Source organism: Burkholderia cepacia GG4, assembly GCF_000292915.1.
Classification (GTDB): Bacteria; Pseudomonadota; Gammaproteobacteria; order Burkholderiales; family Burkholderiaceae; genus Burkholderia; species Burkholderia cepacia_D.
The window spans coordinates 2854185-2871110 of the sequence record NC_018513.1 but is presented as its reverse complement, the minus strand read 5'-3'; the positions used below and the strand labels follow the sequence as shown (position 1 = coordinate 2871110).

The following is a 16926-nucleotide window of genomic DNA, read 5'->3' as shown; positions in this document are numbered from 1 at the left end:
GCTCGTCCACGCGCATCGACCGGCCCCATTCATTTGACTACCGGCCGATTCCTTCCTATGTTTTCCTCAAGATTGCCGTGCGATTGCCGTAAAGAACAAAGGTGAAAAGCCAGATACGAGAGATCTACGGTCCATACCAATCCAATGAAAGCGCAGCGTATTGCAAGGGGAATGAGCGCGGCACTCATGGTGTTCGCGCTCGCCGGGTGCGGCGGCGACGAGAGTCCGACGGCCGCCACTGCCACTGTGCAGACCGGCAAACTGTCCGCACTGCGTGCCACGGGCAACGTGGTGAGTGCGGCGCCGATGAGCGCGACGGCGCCGGTCCATGTTGCGCTGGTACTCAAGCTGAATGACGAAGCCGCGCTGAATCGCTTCGTGCAGGACGCGCGAACGCCGGGCAGCGCCAGCTTCGGGGCCGTGCTGACTGCCGCGCAGATCGCGGCGCGCTACGCGCCTACTGCCGGCCAGGTCGCCACCGTGCAGGCCTATCTGCAAAGCAAGGGCTTCACGAACATCAACGTCGCCGGCAACAACATGATCGTCGAAGCCGATGCACCGGCCGGCGTGATTTCCGGTGTGTTCCAGACGACGCTGGTGCCGGTCGCGATGGCGGATGGCAGCCGCGCGCATATCAACACTGCCCCCGAGACGATGCCGGATGCGATCGGCGGCGTCGTTCAATCGGTTCTGGGGCTCGATACCGCGACCCGCCTGCATCCGCATTTCGTCCGCGCCACCCTGTCGGCAGCTGCGCCACGCGCGAATGCGTCGCCGACCACGGCGGCAGTGACGGTCGCGCACAATCCGACGGACTTCCCCGGCATCTACTCGATGGGGAACATGCCGACTGCCGCCAACATCACCGTCGGCATCATTGCAGAAGGCGATCTGACGCAGCCCGTCATCGACCTGGCCACCTTCGAACGCAACAACCAGTTGCCCGCCGTACCCGTTTCGGTGATCAACGCCGGGTTGCGGAGTGCCGACACGAGCGCGAACATCGAATGGTCGCTCGATAGCCAGACCGTCGTCGGGATGTCCGGCGGCGTCAAGCAACTCAATTTCTATGTCGCGCCGTCCTTCGCGTGGAGCGATATCGCGCTCGCGATCAATCGGGCCGTGACGGATAACACCGCCCGCGTCGTGAACATGTCGATCGGCGGTTGCGAGAACTGGGCCCCGACGGCTGCCATGGACACGCTGTTCGAGCTCGCCGTGGCGCAGGGGCAGACGTTCGCGGTCAGTTCCGGGGATTCAGGCAGCGTGGCGTACGGCTGCTCCGGCACGTCGGTGCAATACCCGGCCACATCCCCGTATGTCGTGGCAGTGGGCGGCACCTCGCTCTATACGAACGGGAACGGCAGCTACGGCGGCGAGATGGCGTGGGACTCCAGCGGCGGCGGCATCAGTGGCATCGAGCCGATTCCATCGTGGCAGTCGAGCGTTCCGGCGCTCAAGGGCCGCGCCTTCCGGGGCATGCCGGACCTCGCGTTCGACGCCGATCCGAACAGCGGCGAACGGGTCGTCGTAGGCGGGCAACTCGAGATCGTAGGCGGGACCAGCCTGTCCGCGCCGCTGTTTGCCGCGACCTGGGCGCGCATGCTGTCCGGTGCCTGCGCGACCAACCTCGGGTTCGCGGCGCCCACGCTGTATAGCGCCGAAACCACGACCCCATCGATCTTTCGCGATATCACCAACGGGTCGAACGGCGCATACAGCGCGGGTTCGGGATGGGACTTCGTGACGGGCTGGGGCACGCCGGTCATCAGCACGCTGCATTCGTCGATATGCGCGCCGACGTCTCCGATCTACGGCGGCGCCGTCAACCAAGGGACGACCCTCAGGCCGACACAAATCGTGTACTCGGCGTCCCAAAGCCATCGACTGGTCATGCAGGATGACGGCAACCTCGTGCTGTACAACACGACCAATGGCGCCGCGGTATGGAATTCGGCGACCAACGGAAACGCGGGCGCCTATGCCGTGTTCCAGACCGATGGCAACTTCGTGATCTACAGTACGAGCGGCAATGCGCTGTGGTTCTCGTCGACCAACGGCACATCATATGGCCAGAGTCTTGTCATACAGGACGACGGCAACATGGTGATCTACCGGTTGTCGGTGCCCGTATTTGCCACGGGGACTTCCGCGTCGGGCCTGGCGAATTCCTCGAGCGGCCCGGCCGTCTGGCAGGGGGGCGTCACGCTGAGCAGCGGCCAGAGCTTTACTTCAGGCAACGGCGCAAACGTGCTCGTCATGCAGGGTGACGGGAATCTGGTGCTGCTTCGCCAGGGCGTCGCGCAGTGGAGTTCGGGTACGGCGAATCATCCGGGTGCCTATGCGACGATGCAAACGGATGGCAATCTGGTCGTCTACAGCTCGGCGGGGGCACCGCTCTGGTATTCCGGCACGAGCGGAAATCCGGGGGCGGTCACTGACATTCAGGACGACGGTAACGTCGTGATCTACACGCAAGCGCCAGGCTGGAGCACGAATACCTCGGGAAGCTAGTCGTCCGTTCGTCGAGCCGCCGCGGCGCCGTCATGATCCTGTCGGCAACGGCGGTTCGTCCGTCGCAGGAGCATGCGCGGTGGCGCGAACCGGCAACCCGCCGGCCGCCCGCCGCGCTCAATGCCCGCGCTTTTCCTTCCTCACGACCATCCACCTCGGCACCCTGAACCGCACGATGCTGAGGTACAGCCACACGTAAGTCAGCGCGAACAGCACCACGAACACGAACAGGTGCACGGTGTGCCGCCAGAACAGCGTCGCCGGAATCACCGCGACGAGGCACAGCAGCCACAGATACGGCGACGTCAACGAGTTCCGCCGCGTCAGATCATGCGCGTGCTTCGTGCCGACGGCCCAGCGCATCAGCCGCTTGTACACCAGCATGTGAAGGTGCACGCCGTCCGGAATCCCCGGCGACATCCCGCGGATGAATTTCTTCCGGTAGATCGAGAAGCAGGTCTCGAAGATCGGGTACATGAACAGCAGCACCGGGTACCACGCGGACACTTCGCGATTGCGCATCACGAGCATGATCGCGAGTTCGGCGAGCATGAAGCCGATGAAATACGCGCCGCCGTCGCCGAGAAAGATCAGCCCCGCGGGGAAATTCCACAGGAAGAAGCCCAGCACGGCGCCCATCATGATGATCGACGCGGACATCACGACCGGGTCGTTGACATGGAATGCGACATACGCGAGCGACGCGAACATCATGAAGCTGACCATCGACGCGAGCCCGTTGAAGCCGTCGATGATGTTGATGGCGTTCGCCAGCGCCGCGACCGCGAGCACCGTGATGAACGCCGAGATGGCCACGTAGCCGAGCAGGAAATCGAGCGGCGGCACGCTGATGCGCTTGACCGCGATGCCCAGCAGCCAGAACGCGAGCGCGGCCGCGCCCATCGTGCACAGCAGCCGCGCGCGCGGCGACACGCGCTTGGTGAGGTCCTCGACGAGGCCGGACAGGAACGCCGGCAGCCCGCACGCGACGATGCCGAGAATGCTGCCGGCGATCGTCGGATAGCGCCGGGACAGGATCAGCGAGGCAATCACGACCCCGGCGAGGATCCCGATGCCCCCGACGCGCGGCACCGGCCGCACGTGGAATTTCTGCACGCCGGCCAGGTCGCTGTCGATCGAGAATTTCTCGTGCAGATGCGCATAGCGCACGATGAACAACGTGACGAGCAGGGAGACGATGAAGCCGGACGCGAAGCTGAGCATGGGATCGCTCGAAAAATGGACAGCGGATTATACAAAACCGCGCGGGTTCCCCTCCTGCCATTTCCAGTGGTCGGCACACATCTCGTCGATCCCGAGCGTCGCGCGCCAGCCGATCAGGTCGGCCGCGGCCTGCGGGTTCGCGTAGCACTCGGCGATGTCGCCCGGGCGGCGCGCGACGAGTTCGTACGGCACGGGCCGGCTCGACGCCTTCTCGAACGCGCGCACGACTTCCAGCACGCTGTAGCCCTGGCCCGTGCCGAGGTTCACGACGAAGCTCGCGTCGCGCGTGACGAGCGCGTCGAGCGCGGCGATGTGTCCCTTCGCGAGATCGACGACGTGGATGTAGTCGCGCACGCCGGTGCCGTCCGGCGTCGGGTAGTCGGAGCCGAACACGCGCAGCTTCTCGAGCTTGCCGACCGCGACCTGCGCGACGTACGGCATCAGGTTGTTCGGGATCCCGGCCGGATCCTCGCCGATCAGCCCGCTCGCATGCGCGCCGACCGGGTTGAAGTAGCGCAGCGTCGCGATGCGCCACGACGGGTCCGATACCTCGAGATCGCGCAGGATCTGCTCGGCGATCAGCTTCGACTGGCCGTACGGGTTGGTCGCGGACAGCGGGAACGATTCGTCGATCGGCGAGCGCTCCGGCACGCCGTACACGGTCGCCGACGAGCTGAACACGAACTGCCTGACGTTGCGCTCGCGCATCACCTTGAGCACGGCGAGCAGCCCGCCGATGTTGTTCCGGTAGTACTCGAGCGGCTTCGCCACCGATTCGCCCACCGCCTTGAGCGCCGCGAAATGGATCGTGCCGGTGATCGGATGCGCGTCGAACACCTTCGCGAGCGCGGCTTCGTCGCACACGTCGACCTGGTGGAACGCGGGCGTCCTGCCCGTGATCTGCTCGATGCGCCGCACGGACTCGGCCTTGCTGTTGACGAGGTTGTCGACGATGACGACATCGTAGCCGTTGTCGAGCAACTCGACGGCCGTGTGCGAGCCGATGTAGCCCGCACCGCCGGTGACGAGGATGGTGCCTTTAGCGGTCATTCTGATGCGCTCCTTCAGAGTGTGATGCCGGTCAATGTATGAATGGTCTGCCGGTAGCGTTCGACGACCTGCTGCTCGTCGAATTCCGCGGTCACCTTGCGGCGGCCGCGCGTGCCCATCGCGTCGCGTCCGGCGGTCCCGAGTTCGATCATGCGGATCAGCTGTTCCGCGAGGCTCGCGCTGTCGCGCACGCGGCACAGGAAACCCGTTTCGCCGTCGGCGACGACGTCGCGGCAGCCCGGTACGTCGGTCGCGACGATCGGGCGGCCCATCGCCGACGCTTCCATCAGCGTGCGCGGCACACCTTCGCGATAGGACGGCAGCACGACGCAGTCGGCCGCCGCGATGTGCGGGCGCACGTCGTGCGCCTCGCCGAGATACTCGACGACGCCTTCGCCGACCCATGCGTCGACGTCCGCGCGACCGATCGCGCTCGGGTTGTCGACGCCGAGCGGCCCGAGCAGCTGGAAGCGCGCCTGCGGGTAGCGGGCCCGCACGACGCGCGCGGCCTCGACGTACTCGCGCACCCCCTTGTCCCACAGCAGCCGGCCGATCAGGATGAACACCGGGCCGTCGCCGGCGGGCAGCGGCACCGGCGCGAACTGGTCGAGATCGACGCCTTCGCCGTGCAGCAGCCGTGCGCGATCGGGGTGCGCGAGCAGCTGCTCGTCGGTGAAGGTCGCGAGATCGTCGCGGTTCAGGAACCAGACTTCACGCGGGAAGCGGAACGCGAACCGGTACAGGCGCTTCGCGACGCTGGCCGCGCGGCTTTTCTGGATGAACACGTAGCCGAGCCCGGTCGTGACCGCGATCGACGGCACGCGCGCGAGCCACGCCGCGATCGAGCCGTAGATGTTCGGCTTGATCGTGTAATGGAACACGAGATCGGGCAGCAACGCGCGGTAATGGCGCACCAGCGCGGCCAGCGTGCCGAGATCCTCGCGCGGGCTCGTGCCTTTCGACGCGACGGCCAGCGCAACGTAGCGGCAGCCCATCTGCTCGAGCAGCGGCACCGTGCGGTCGTGCGGCGCGATCACGATGACCTCGGCGCCGCGCGCGACGAGCGCACGGATCAGCCCGTGGCGGTACGTGTAGATCGCCCAGGCCGTGTTGCAGACGAGCGCGATGCGCAGCGGGGAGGTGGCGGACATGAAATAAAAGAAAAATAAAGCGTCGAAAATGCCGGTTACCCGTCAGGCGGACGGCCGCGCGGCGAACAGCATCTGCTTGATCCGCTGCAGCGTGCGGTACGGCGTCACGAAATGCAGCAGGTTCTTGGCGAGGCCGGCCCAGTCGTACGGGTTCAGCGCGTTGAAGTGACGCAGCAGCAGCGACAGGGTCGACATCAGCTGGCGGCGGCGCTTGGTCGCGCTGATCCCGCCCTCGTTGAGCTCGTAGTAGAGGCCGAGCTCGGGCAGGTTCGCGCAATCGTAGCGCTGCATTAACCGTAAAAAAAGATCGAGATCCTCGGCCGCGCGGTATTTCGCGCGGTAGTTGCCCACTTCGCGCACCGCGTCGATGCGCAGCATGACCGACGGATGCACGAGCGGCGAGCGCAGGAAGCGCGTGCGGCGCAGCGTGCCCGGATCGGCGGGCGGCGTCAGCATGAAGCGCGGCTCGCCGGCGCGCGAGACGACCTGGGTCCACATGCCGACGCAGGCCACGCGCGGGTGGGTGCCGAGATACGCACGCTGCTTTGCGAGGCGCTGCGGCGCGGCGAGGTCGCCGGCGTCGATGCGGGCCGCATAGCGGACGCCGCGCGCCGCGAGCGCGTCGATGCCGGCTTCGAGCGCGCGCTCGATGCCGACGTTCTGCGGCATGCGCAGGACCTCGACCGTGAGGCCGGGCAGGTCGGGCGCGACGATCGGCGGCGTGCTGCCATCGTCGACGATCAGCACGTGGACCGGGGCGTCCTCGCGAAACGATGCGAGGGTCCGCACGACATCGTCGTGCCCGTTGTAGGCCGGCATCAGCACGGCCACGTCGTCGAGCGGGGGCGGGCAATCGGGAGACGTCATGGGCGCAGCTTGAAACGAATGTAATAAAAATTAACGGCGGCGGCGGCGACATAGCCGGCCGCCAGCCCGACCAGCGCGCCGTACAGGCCGAGCCGGGGAATCGCGAACACGTTGACGAGCGCTGCGATCGCGAGCGCGAGCACCCATTTCGCCAGCAACACGAATTTTGCTTGATATTTGAGAACGATAAGATTGCCTATCGCCTCGATGCCGGCCGGCACGGACAGCCAGACGGCCCAGCGGAAGATGTCGACCGACGCCTCGTAGCCGCGGCCGAACACCTTGCCGACGATGAGCGGTGCGGCCGCGTCCAGCACCAGCGCGCCGGCCGTCATCAGGGCGGCGGTCATCGCGATCAGCCGGACGATGTTACGGCGCAGCCGCACGACGTCCTGCACGCGGTAGATGAAAGCGGGCGCGATGGTCTGCGCGAGCATCAGCGCGAGCGTGATCCAGTTCTCGTTGAGTTGCTGGGCCGCCGAGTAGCGGCCGAGGTCGGCGAACGACACGTGACGCTCGAGCATCAGGCGGTCGAGCTTCAGGAACAGGTACATGCAGATCAGGCCGAGCCAGAACACGGTGCCGGCGGTCGCAAAGTGCCTGAACAGCGGCTTGTCGAACGTCCAGCCGAGCGTGCCGCCGTTACGATGGCGGTAGTAGAGCAGGAGCGCGAAGCCGATCGCGGCGGCCTCCAGCGCCCACAGCCACGCGAAGCGGGCGGGGCCGGCGGCCGCGCGGACCAGCAGCCAGACGAGCAGCGCCTTCGCCAGCGCCGTGATCATGCTGGTCACGAGCTGCGGCTTGCTGTAGGTCATGCTCTGCAGCCACGCGTTGATCACGCCGACGAACGGCTCGCGGAACACCATCGTGACCGCGAGGCCCGCGAGCATCGCGCCGACGAGCGGATCGAACGCGCCGGCGCCGATCGCGATCCAGGTCGCGACAAGCGCCGCGGCGGACACGCCGATGCGCAGCGCGAAGGCGCTGCCGAGTACCGCGCCGAGTTGCGCGGGCGGGCGCTGGACGATGGTCGGAACCAGGATTTCGGCGCCGCACACCCAGGTGAGCGGCGCCAGTACGAGGAGAAGCGTATTCGCATACTGCCACTTGCCGAACGCGTCCGGCCCGAAATAACGGGCCAGAAGACCGCTGATCGCGATCGCGACGCCGATCTGCGTCAGCCGTTCGAGCCCCAGCCAGACCAGGTTCGCGACGGCCTTCGCGACGTCCGGGTTGCCGAATCGCTTCAGCATGCGAAGCAGCCGCACGCATGCGAAGCGGCCGGCAGGGCGCCCGGGGGCGGCGGGTTGGCGGAACGGCTAGGCATTAAAATGGGCGACATGCGCGTCATCAAAACCGGCGATTATAAGTTGGAACGGCACCGCGCCAGCCGTCCCGTTCCTCGTTCGCAGGCCCCGCATGTATGATGCCGGGCACACGCGAGAGGCGGCCAGATTATTTTCCATGCACGCAACCGAGAGAGAATCGATGATCTCCCAATCCATCTTCAAGGCATATGACATTCGCGGCGTGGTCGGCAAGACGCTCGACGCCGACACGGCGCGCGGGATCGGCCGGGCATTCGGCAGCGAAGTGCGCGCACAGGGCGGTGACGCCGTCGTCGTCGCGCGTGACGGCCGTCTGTCGGGGCCCGAGCTCGTCGGCGCACTCGCCGATGGCCTGCGTGCGGCGGGCGTCGACGTCGTCGACGTCGGCATGGTGCCCACGCCGGTCGGCTATTTCGCGGCGAGCGTGCCGCTCCCGCTGAAGGGCGGCGAGCGTCGCGTCGATTCGTGCATCGTCGTCACGGGCAGCCACAACCCGCCCGACTACAACGGCTTCAAGATGGTGCTGCGCGGCGCCGCGATCTACGGCGAGCAGATCCAGGCGCTGTACCGCCGTATCGTCGACGAGCGCTTCGAGACGGGCAGCGGCACGTATGAAACGTTCGACGTCGCCGATCAGTACATCGAGCGCATCGTCGGCGACGTGAAGCTCGCGCGCCCGCTGAAGCTCGTCGTCGATGCCGGCAACGGCGTCGCAGGCCCGCTCGCGACGCGCCTGTTCAAGGCGCTCGGCTGCGAACTCGTCGAGCGCTTCACCGACATCGACGGCACGTTCCCGAACCACCATCCCGATCCCGCGCACCCGGAAAACCTGCAGGACGTGATCCAGGCGTTGAAGGACACCGACGCCGAGCTCGGCTTCGCGTTCGACGGCGACGGCGACCGCCTGGGCGTCGTCACGAAGGACGGCCAGATCATCTACCCGGACCGCCAGCTGATGCTGTTCGCGGAGGAAGTGCTGTCGCGCAACCCGGGCGCGCAGATCATCTACGACGTGAAGTGCACGCGTCATCTCGCGCAGTGGGTGAAGGCGAAGGGCGGCGAGCCGCTGATGTGGAAGACGGGCCATTCGCTCGTGAAGGCGAAGCTGCGCGAGACGGGCGCACCGCTCGCGGGCGAGATGAGCGGCCACGTGTTCTTCAAGGATCGCTGGTACGGCTTCGACGACGGCCTCTACACGGGTGCACGCCTGCTGGAGATCCTCGCGAAGACGGCCGACCCGAGCGCGCTGCTGAACGGGCTGCCGGACGCGATGAGCACGCCCGAACTGCAGCTCTGGCTCGACGAGGGCGAGAACTTCCGCCTGATCGAGAAGCTGCAGCAGGAAGCGAAATTCGACGGTGCGGACGAGGTCGTGACGATCGACGGCCTGCGCGTCGAGTATCCGGACGGCTTCGGCCTCGCGCGTTCGTCGAACACGACGCCGGTGGTCGTGATGCGGTTCGAAGCGGAGACGCAGGAGGGGCTCAAGCGCATCCAGGACGACTTCCGCCGCGTGCTGACGGCCGCGAAGCCGGACGTCAAGCTGCCGTTCTGAACCCCGGCGGCCTGCGGGCCGCCGCCGGTGCGACGCTCGGTTGATCCGTCGCGTCATCCCCGAAAAGCGGCGCACGCCACCGGCGTGCGGCCGCTTTTTGTCTGTGTGATGCCCCGGGCGCGATAAAATCGCGTCTTTATGCCTGTCGCCGGCCGTCCGCCGGCGTTTTTTCAGCGTGCAAAAGATCCTGATCGTGCGCGTGTCGTCGCTGGGCGACGTCGTGCACAACATGCCGGTGATCGCCGATATCCGGCGCCGCCACCCCGATGCGCAGATCGACTGGCTCGTCGAGGAAAGCTTCGTCGACCTCGTGCGGCTCGTCGACGGCGTGCGCAACGTGCTGCCGTTCTCGCTGCGACGCTGGCGCAAGAAGCCGTTCTCGGGCGCGACGTGGCGCGAGATCGGCGCGTTCCGCAAGCGCCTCGCGGCCGAGCGCTACGATCTCGTGATCGACTGCCAGGGCCTCATCAAGACCGCCTGGGTCGCGAGCTGGGCGCGCGGCCCGCTCACCGGCCTCGGCAACCGCACCGACGGCGCGGGCTACGAATGGCCGGTGCGCTTCTTCTACCGCACGCGCGTGCCGATCGAGCCGCGCACGCACGTCGTCGAGCGTTCGCGCCAGCTCGTCGCGGCCGCGCTGGGCGATCCGGCGCCGACGCCGGCCGATCCGGTCGACTTCGGCCTCGATACGCGCGCGGCGGCACTCGCGGTGGCCGCGCTCGGCCTGAACCTGCCGGTGCCGTACGTGGTGTTCGTGCATGCGACGTCGCGCGCCGACAAGCAGTGGCCGGACGCCGCGTGGATCGAGCTCGGCCAGGCGCTCGTGCGGCGCGGTGCGTCGCTCGTGCTGCCGTGGGGCAACGATGCGGAGCGCGCGACCAGCGAGCGGCTCGCGAAGGAGTTCGGCGCGGCGGCGATCGTGCCGCCGAAGCTGTCGCTGCCGGCTGTGGTTGGCCTGATCGACGGCGCGGCCGCGACGGTCGGGGTTGATACAGGTCTGGTTCACATCGCGGCCGCGCTGAAGCGTCCGACGGTCGAACTGTACAATTTCGCGACGTCCTGGCGTACCGGCGGCTACTGGTCGCCCAACGTCGTCAATCTCGGCACGGCGGGGCAGCCGCCGACGATCGGGCAGGTGAAGGCGGCGCTCGCGGGCTTCGGCCTGCTGTAACGCCGGCCATGCCCGTCATGCCCGCCCTGCCTGTCACGCACGCGAATCGATCATGAGCGAATCCCAGATCATCGAAGTCCCGTCCGCCGACTGGAGCGGACACAACCTGTCGGCGCCGCGCGAGCAACTGCTGGCCGCGGTCGAGGAGGGCAAGGTGCTGTATTTCCCGCACCTGCGCTTCGCGATCGAAGGCGGCGAGGAAGCGCTGCTCGATCCGGCGCTCGCCGATCCGAAACGCAAGAACATCAGCCTCGCGCCTAACGGCGGCGCGCTTGCCGGCGTGCTCGGCGACAGCGTCACGCAGTCGGCCGTGCGCGCGCTGGTCGCGCGCTTCCAGCAGCAGGCCGGCACGCTCGTCGACGGCCTCTTCCCCGAATACCGCGGCAAGCTGCGCGTCGCGCCGACGAGCCTGCGGCTGATGCAGGTCGAGACGCGCCAGACGTCGTGGCGCAAGGACGACAGCCGGCTGCACGTCGACGCGTTCCCGTCGCGGCCGAACTACGGCGAGCGGATCCTGCGCGTGTTCACGAACGTGAACCCGGCCGGCCAGCCGCGCGTATGGCGTGTCGGCGAGCCGTTCGAGGACGTCGCGAAGCGCTTCCTGCCGAAGATCCGGCCGCAGTTGCCGGGCTCGGCGTGGCTGCTGAACCTGCTGCACGTGACGAAGTCGCCGCGCAGCGCGTACGACCACCTGATGCTGAACCTGCACGACGGGATGAAGGCCGATCTCGACTACCAGAAGACCTGCCCGCAACAGACGATGCCGTTTCCGCCGGGCAGCGTGTGGATATGTTTCTCTGACCAGACTTCGCACGCTGTGATGTCCGGCCAGTTCATGCTCGAGCAGACCTTCTTCCTGCCGGTCGATGCGATGGTGCGCCGCGAATGCGCGCCGCTCGGGATTCTCGAGCGCCTGCAGGGCAGGGCACTGGTTTGAGCGCGCACCGCATCCGCTGTAACGGAGCCGGCTCATGCTGAGGGCGATCTATCGCGCGCTGTGGTGGCTCGTCGCGCCCGTCGCCGTCATCCGGCTCCTCGTGCGTTCGCGCAAGGAGCGCGGCTATCGCGAGCATATCGGCGAACGCTTCGGCTACGTCGCCGGGCGCTCGCGCGACGACCGCGCGCCGCTGATCTGGGTGCACGCGGTGTCGGTCGGCGAGACGCGCGCCGCCCAGCCGCTGATCGACGCGCTGATGCGCGCGCGCCCCGACGCGCGCATCCTGCTCACGCACATGACGCCGAGCGGGCGCGCGACCGGCGAGCAGATCTTCGGCGATCGCGTGCTGCGCTGCTACCTGCCGTACGACATGCCGGGCGCGGTGCGGCGCTTCCTGCACGCATGGCGGCCGACGCTCGGCCTCGTGATGGAAACCGAGGTGTGGCCGACGCTGATCGACGAATGCCGCCGCGCGGACGTGCCGCTGGTGCTGACCAATGCGCGGATGTCCGCGCGCTCGCATCGACGTGCGGCGAAGTTCGGCGCGGCGGCTCGCGACGTGTTCGGCGGTTTCTCGCGCGTGCTCGCGCAGAGCCCGGCCGATGCGGAGCGGCTGACGTCGCTCGGCGCGCGCAACGTGACGGTGCTCGGCAACCTGAAATTCGACATGACGACGCCGCCGGAACTGGCGGCGCGCGGCCACGCCTGGCGCGACGCGATCGGCACGCGGCCGGTGTGGGTCGCCGCCAGCACGCGCGAGAACGAGGAGGCGCTGGTGCTGCAGGCGTTCGCCGCGCTGCGCACGCCCGGCGCGCTGCTGATCCTCGTGCCGCGACATCCGCAGCGTTTCGCCGAAGTCGAGGCGCTCGTCGGCCGCAACGGATTCAAGTGCGTGCGGCGCTCGGTGTGGGGCGCGGATGCCGCGGCGCTTGCGGCCGGCCGGCCCGCGGCGGCAGAACCGCTGGCTCGCGACGTGACGGTGCTGCTAGGCGATTCGATGGGTGAGCTCGGCGCGTACTACGCGGCCAGCGACGTCGCGTTCATCGGCGGCAGCCTGCTGCCGCTCGGCGGGCAGAACCTGATCGAGGCGTGCGCGGTCGGTGTGCCGGTGCTGATCGGCCCGCACGTGTTCAACTTCACGCAGGCGACCGTCGATGCGGTCGCGGCCGGCGCGGCGATGCAAGTCGCGGATCCGCTCGATCTCGCGCACGTGCTCGACGCGCTGTTCGCCGACAACGCGCGCCGCATCGCGATGGGCGCGGCCGGCGCGGCATTCGCGTCGCGCCATCGCGGCGCGACCGCGCGTTCGGTCGACGTGCTCGCGGCGCTGCTGCCGCCGGTCGAGCGCGGCGAACGCGCGATGCAGGACCCATCCGACGACTGAGCGGGCGGCGCAATGCCGCCTCGGGCAGGCGTGGCGGCAGCGTGCCGCCGCGCCGCTCAGATCGTCAGCAAGCCCTTCTTTTCGATGAACGCGACGACGTCCGCGACGCCTTCGAGCGCCTTCAGGTTCGTCATCACGTAAGGCCGCTCGCCGCGCATCTTCCGCGTGTCGGCGGCCATCACGTCGAGGTTCGCGCCGACGAGCGGCGCGAGATCCGTCTTGTTGATCACGAGCAGGTCGGACTTCGTGATGCCGGGGCCGCCCTTGCGCGGAATCTTCTCGCCGCCGGCGACGTCGATCACGTAGATCGTCAGGTCCGACAGTTCGGGGCTGAACGTCGCCGCCAGATTGTCGCCGCCCGATTCGATGAACACGATGTCGGCGTCGGGAAAGCGCGACAGCATCCGGTCGACGGCCTCCAGATTGATCGACGCATCCTCGCGGATCGCGGTGTGCGGGCAGCCGCCCGTCTCGACGCCCATGATGCGTTCCTCGGGCAGTGCGCCCGCGACGGTCAGCAGGCGCTGGTCTTCCTTCGTATAGATGTCGTTGGTGATCGCGACGAGGTCGTAGTGCTCGCGCATCGCCTTGCACAGCATTTCGAGCAGCGTGGTCTTGCCGGAGCCGACCGGGCCGCCGATGCCGACGCGCAGCGGCGGCAGTTTCTTCGTGCGGCGGGCGGAGGAGGGAGCGGGTGCGTTCATGGTGTGGGTCGGGTTCAGGAGCGGAACAACCGCGAATACTGGGTTTCATGCCGCGCGGACAGGATGCCGAGCTGCGGCGCGAACGTGTTGATGGCGTCGGGCGGCGTCGCGAGCGCGCGGCGCACGGCCGCGTCGATCGCGCCGCGCAGCGCGACGATGATGCGCTGCCCGGCGAGCTGGCCGAGCGGCACGGCCTTCAGCGCGGCCGACGTCTGGTTCTCGACCCAGCCGAATGCGTACGCGGCGAGCGTCGCATCGGCGCTGGCGTCGTGCGCGGCCGCCGCGTACGCGAACGCGGTCGGCAGCGCGATCGGCGACAGCGACGCGAGCGTCGCGCGGCGCGCGGCATCGCCCCATTCGAGCGAGGTGCAGAGTTGTGCGAGCGACCAGCCCATCTGTTCGGTCTCGCGGCGCAGCTCCGCCGCTTCGCGGCTCGCGAGGAACCACGCGTTCTCGCGCGCCAGCGCGTCGGTGTCGTGTGCGTGCCAGCGCGCGATCTGGTGCGCGAGGAACGGCAGCTCGCCGTGCGCGAGCACGTCGGTCAGCCCGCTCGCGATCCAGTCGCGCGCGGTTTCGGCGTCGCGGATCAGGTTCGCGTCGAGCGCGGCTTCGAGTCCCTGCGAATAGCTGAACGCACCGATCGGCAGCGCGGGCGACGCGAGATGCAGCAGCGCGACGAGTTCAGTGGTGGTCATGGTCGTGATGGCCGTGCGTGCAGCCCGGACCATGTTGATGATCGTGATCGTGATCGTGATCTTGCGAGTGCGAGTGGCCGTGATGCTCGCCGAATACCTGCTGCGCGAGCGCATAGTCTTCGGCGAACGTCGCGTCATGCCCGTGCTTGTGGCCGCCGCCGTACGCACCGGCTTCCGGCTGGAACGGCGCGCTCGTCTCCTCGACCTGCGTGCCGAGCCGGCGCAGCATGTCCGCGAGCACCGGATCGGCTTCGAGCTTCAGGTAGCCGTCGCCGATCTCGACCGGCGTGTGACGGTTGCCGAGGTGATACGCGGCGCGCATCAGCGTGAGCGGGTCGGCCGCGCGTACGCGCAGCACGGTCTCGGCCGCCGCGGCGACGCGCACGAGCGCGCCGTCGTCGGCGACCAGCACGTCGCCGTCGTGCAGCACGGTGCCACGCGGCAGCAGGACCGCGACGTCCTCGCCGGTATCGAGCGTCGCCGCGAGGCGGCTCTTGCAGCGGGCGTCATAGGCGAGCGTGAGTGTCGGCGCGCGCGCGACGAGCGACGCGGCGAGTTTCACGTTCGGGGCAATGCGTTTGTCGATGGTGCGCATGGGACGAAAACCGGAAATCAGAACAGGAAATAGCGCTGCGCCATCGGCAGCACCGTGGCCGGCTCGCAGGTGAGCAGCTGGCCGTCGGCGATCACGTCGTAGGTTTCGGGATCGACGCTGATCGACGGGCGCCACGCGTTGTGGATCATGTCGGCCTTCGTCACGTTGCGGCAGTTGCGCACCGGCACGATCCGCTTCGCGAGGCCGTAGCGTTCCGCGATGCCCGCATCGGCGGCCATCTGCGACACGAAGGTCAGCGACGTGCGCGCGAGCGCGCCGCCGCGCGTGGCGAACATCTCGCGGTAGTGGACCGGCTGCGGCGTCGGGATCGATGCGTTCGGGTCGCCCATCTGCGCCATGGCGATCATCCCGCCCTTCAGGATCATCGACGGCTTGATCCCGAAGAACGCGGGCTCCCACAGCACGAGGTCGGCCCACTTGCCGGGTTCGATCGAACCGACTTCGTGCGCGATGCCGTGCGTGATCGCCGGGTTGATCGTGTACTTCGCGACGTAGCGCTTCGCGCGGAAGTTGTCGTTGCGCGCGCCGTCTTCGGGCAGCGCGCCGCGCTGCACCTTCATCTTGTGCGCGGTCTGCCAGGTGCGGATGATCACTTCGCCGACGCGGCCCATCGCCTGCGAATCGGACGACAGCATCGACAGCGCACCGAGATCGTGCAGGATGTCCTCGGCCGCGATCGTCTCGCGGCGGATCCGCGATTCGGCGAACGCGAGATCCTCGGCGATCGACGGATCGAGGTGGTGGCACACCATCAGCATGTCGAGATGCTCGTCTAGCGTGTTGATCGTGTACGGGCGCGTCGGGTTGGTCGACGACGGCAGCACGTTCGCTTCGCCGCACACCTTCAGGATGTCGGGCGCATGGCCGCCGCCCGCGCCTTCGGTGTGGTACGTGTGGATCGTGCGGCCCTTGAACGCGGCGACCGTCGATTCGACGAAGCCGCCTTCGTTCAGCGTGTCGGTGTGGATCGCGACCTGCGTGTCGGTGTCGTCGGCGACCGACAGGCAGTTGTCGATCGCGGCGGGCGTCGTGCCCCAGTCTTCATGCAGCTTCAGGCCGATCGCGCCGGCCGCGATCTGCTCGACGAGCGGCTGCGGCAGGCTCGCGTTGCCCTTGCCGAGGAAGCCGAGGTTGATCGGCCAGCCGTCGGCCGCCTGCAGCATCCGCTCCATGTGCCACGGGCCCGGCGTGCAGGTCGTCGCGTTGGTGCCGGTGGCCGGCCCCGTGCCGCCGCCGAGCATCGTCGTGACGCCGGACGCGAGCGCCTCGTCGATCTGCTGCGGGCTGATGAAGTGGATGTGCGTGTCGATGCCGCCCGCGGTGACGATCAGCCCTTCGCCGGCGATCACCTCGGTCGCGGCGCCGATCGCGATCGTGACGCCGGGCTGGATGTCGGGATTGCCGGCCTTGCCGATCGCGGCGATGCGGCCGTGCTTGATCGCGATGTCGGCCTTCACGATACCCCAGTGATCGAGGATCACCGCGTTCGTGATGATCGTGTCGGGCACGTCGGCGGCGACGCGCTGCGACTGGCCCATCCCGTCGCGGATCACTTTCCCGCCGCCGAATTTCACTTCCTCGCCATAGGTCGTGAAGTCGCGTTCGATCTCGATCAGCAGTTCGGTATCGGCGAGCCGCACGCGGTCGCCCGTCGTCGGCCCGAACATTTCCGCGTACGCGCGGCGGCTCAAGCGTAGTGTCATGTGCTGTTCCTGAAGAGCGGGGCGCGG

General features: G+C 68.0%; 14 protein-coding genes. 5 read left to right on the top strand and 9 right to left on the bottom strand.

From position 1 onward, the window contains the following. Positions 1–171: 171 nt before the first annotated feature. Positions 172–2514 (top strand): protease pro-enzyme activation domain-containing protein, encoded by a 2343-nt coding sequence (locus GEM_RS13125; RefSeq protein ID WP_272148354.1) that lies wholly within the window; start codon positions 172–174, stop codon positions 2512–2514. 117 nt (positions 2515–2631) lie between these two features. Here the strand turns inward: GEM_RS13125 and GEM_RS13120 are convergent, their stop codons facing one another. The 5 genes from GEM_RS13120 to GEM_RS13100 are packed head-to-tail and all read right to left on the bottom strand — an operon-like array spanning position 2632 to position 8059. Further along, a complete protein-coding gene (locus GEM_RS13120; RefSeq protein ID WP_014897873.1) occupies positions 2632–3738 on the bottom strand; it encodes an MraY family glycosyltransferase in 1107 nt (368 codons plus the stop codon). Positions 3739–3765: 27 nt separating this feature from the next. Next, the gene (gene galE / locus GEM_RS13115; RefSeq protein ID WP_014897872.1) at positions 3766–4788 is read right to left on the bottom strand and encodes a UDP-glucose 4-epimerase GalE; all 1023 of its coding nucleotides are present in this window, start codon (positions 4786–4788) and stop codon (positions 3766–3768) included. 14 nt (positions 4789–4802) lie between these two features. Beyond that, positions 4803–5939, bottom strand: a complete 1137-nt coding sequence (locus tag GEM_RS13110; RefSeq protein ID WP_014897871.1) for a glycosyltransferase family 4 protein — start codon at positions 5937–5939, stop codon at positions 4803–4805. A 42-nt stretch (positions 5940–5981) separates the two neighbouring features. Then, entirely contained in the window at positions 5982–6806 is an 825-nt protein-coding gene (locus GEM_RS13105; protein ID WP_014897870.1) for a glycosyltransferase, read from the bottom strand. After that, a complete protein-coding gene (locus tag GEM_RS13100; protein WP_014897869.1) occupies positions 6803–8059 on the bottom strand; it encodes a lipopolysaccharide biosynthesis protein in 1257 nt (418 codons plus the stop codon). The genes GEM_RS13105 and GEM_RS13100 overlap by 4 nt, the downstream gene beginning before the upstream one ends. Positions 8060–8294: 235 nt before the next feature. On the opposite strand from GEM_RS13100, the gene GEM_RS13095 reads away from it, so the two are divergent. From GEM_RS13095 to waaA, 4 genes are all read left to right on the top strand, one after another. Continuing rightward, positions 8295–9689 (top strand): phosphomannomutase/phosphoglucomutase, encoded by a 1395-nt coding sequence (locus tag GEM_RS13095; RefSeq protein WP_014897868.1) that lies wholly within the window; start codon positions 8295–8297, stop codon positions 9687–9689. 175 nt (positions 9690–9864) lie between these two features. Continuing rightward, complete coding sequence (gene waaC, locus GEM_RS13090) at positions 9865–10860, top strand: lipopolysaccharide heptosyltransferase I (RefSeq protein WP_014897867.1); 996 nt, start codon at positions 9865–9867, stop codon at positions 10858–10860. A gap of 52 nt (positions 10861–10912) precedes the next feature. Beyond that, a complete protein-coding gene (locus tag GEM_RS13085; RefSeq protein ID WP_014897866.1) occupies positions 10913–11797 on the top strand; it encodes a Kdo hydroxylase family protein in 885 nt (294 codons plus the stop codon). 34 nt (positions 11798–11831) lie between these two features. Continuing rightward, complete coding sequence (gene waaA, locus GEM_RS13080) at positions 11832–13181, top strand: lipid IV(A) 3-deoxy-D-manno-octulosonic acid transferase (RefSeq protein ID WP_014897865.1); 1350 nt, start codon at positions 11832–11834, stop codon at positions 13179–13181. 56 nt (positions 13182–13237) lie between these two features. Here waaA and ureG read toward each other — a convergent pair whose 3' ends face one another. From ureG to ureC, 4 genes are read right to left on the bottom strand one after another with little or no spacing between them, the layout of a single operon-like run. Continuing rightward, a complete protein-coding gene (gene ureG, locus GEM_RS13075; RefSeq protein ID WP_014897864.1) occupies positions 13238–13885 on the bottom strand; it encodes an urease accessory protein UreG in 648 nt (215 codons plus the stop codon). A 14-nt stretch (positions 13886–13899) separates the two neighbouring features. Next, positions 13900–14580: an urease accessory protein UreF gene (locus tag GEM_RS13070; RefSeq protein WP_014897863.1), complete on the bottom strand. Its 681-nt coding sequence runs from the start codon at positions 14578–14580 to the stop codon at positions 13900–13902. Beyond that, complete coding sequence (gene ureE / locus GEM_RS13065) at positions 14567–15175, bottom strand: urease accessory protein UreE (RefSeq protein WP_014897862.1); 609 nt, start codon at positions 15173–15175, stop codon at positions 14567–14569. The genes GEM_RS13070 and ureE overlap by 14 nt, the downstream gene beginning before the upstream one ends. A gap of 17 nt (positions 15176–15192) precedes the next feature. After that, the gene (gene ureC / locus GEM_RS13060) at positions 15193–16899 is read right to left on the bottom strand and encodes an urease subunit alpha (protein ID WP_014897861.1); all 1707 of its coding nucleotides are present in this window, start codon (positions 16897–16899) and stop codon (positions 15193–15195) included. Positions 16900–16926: the final 27 nt, after the last annotated feature.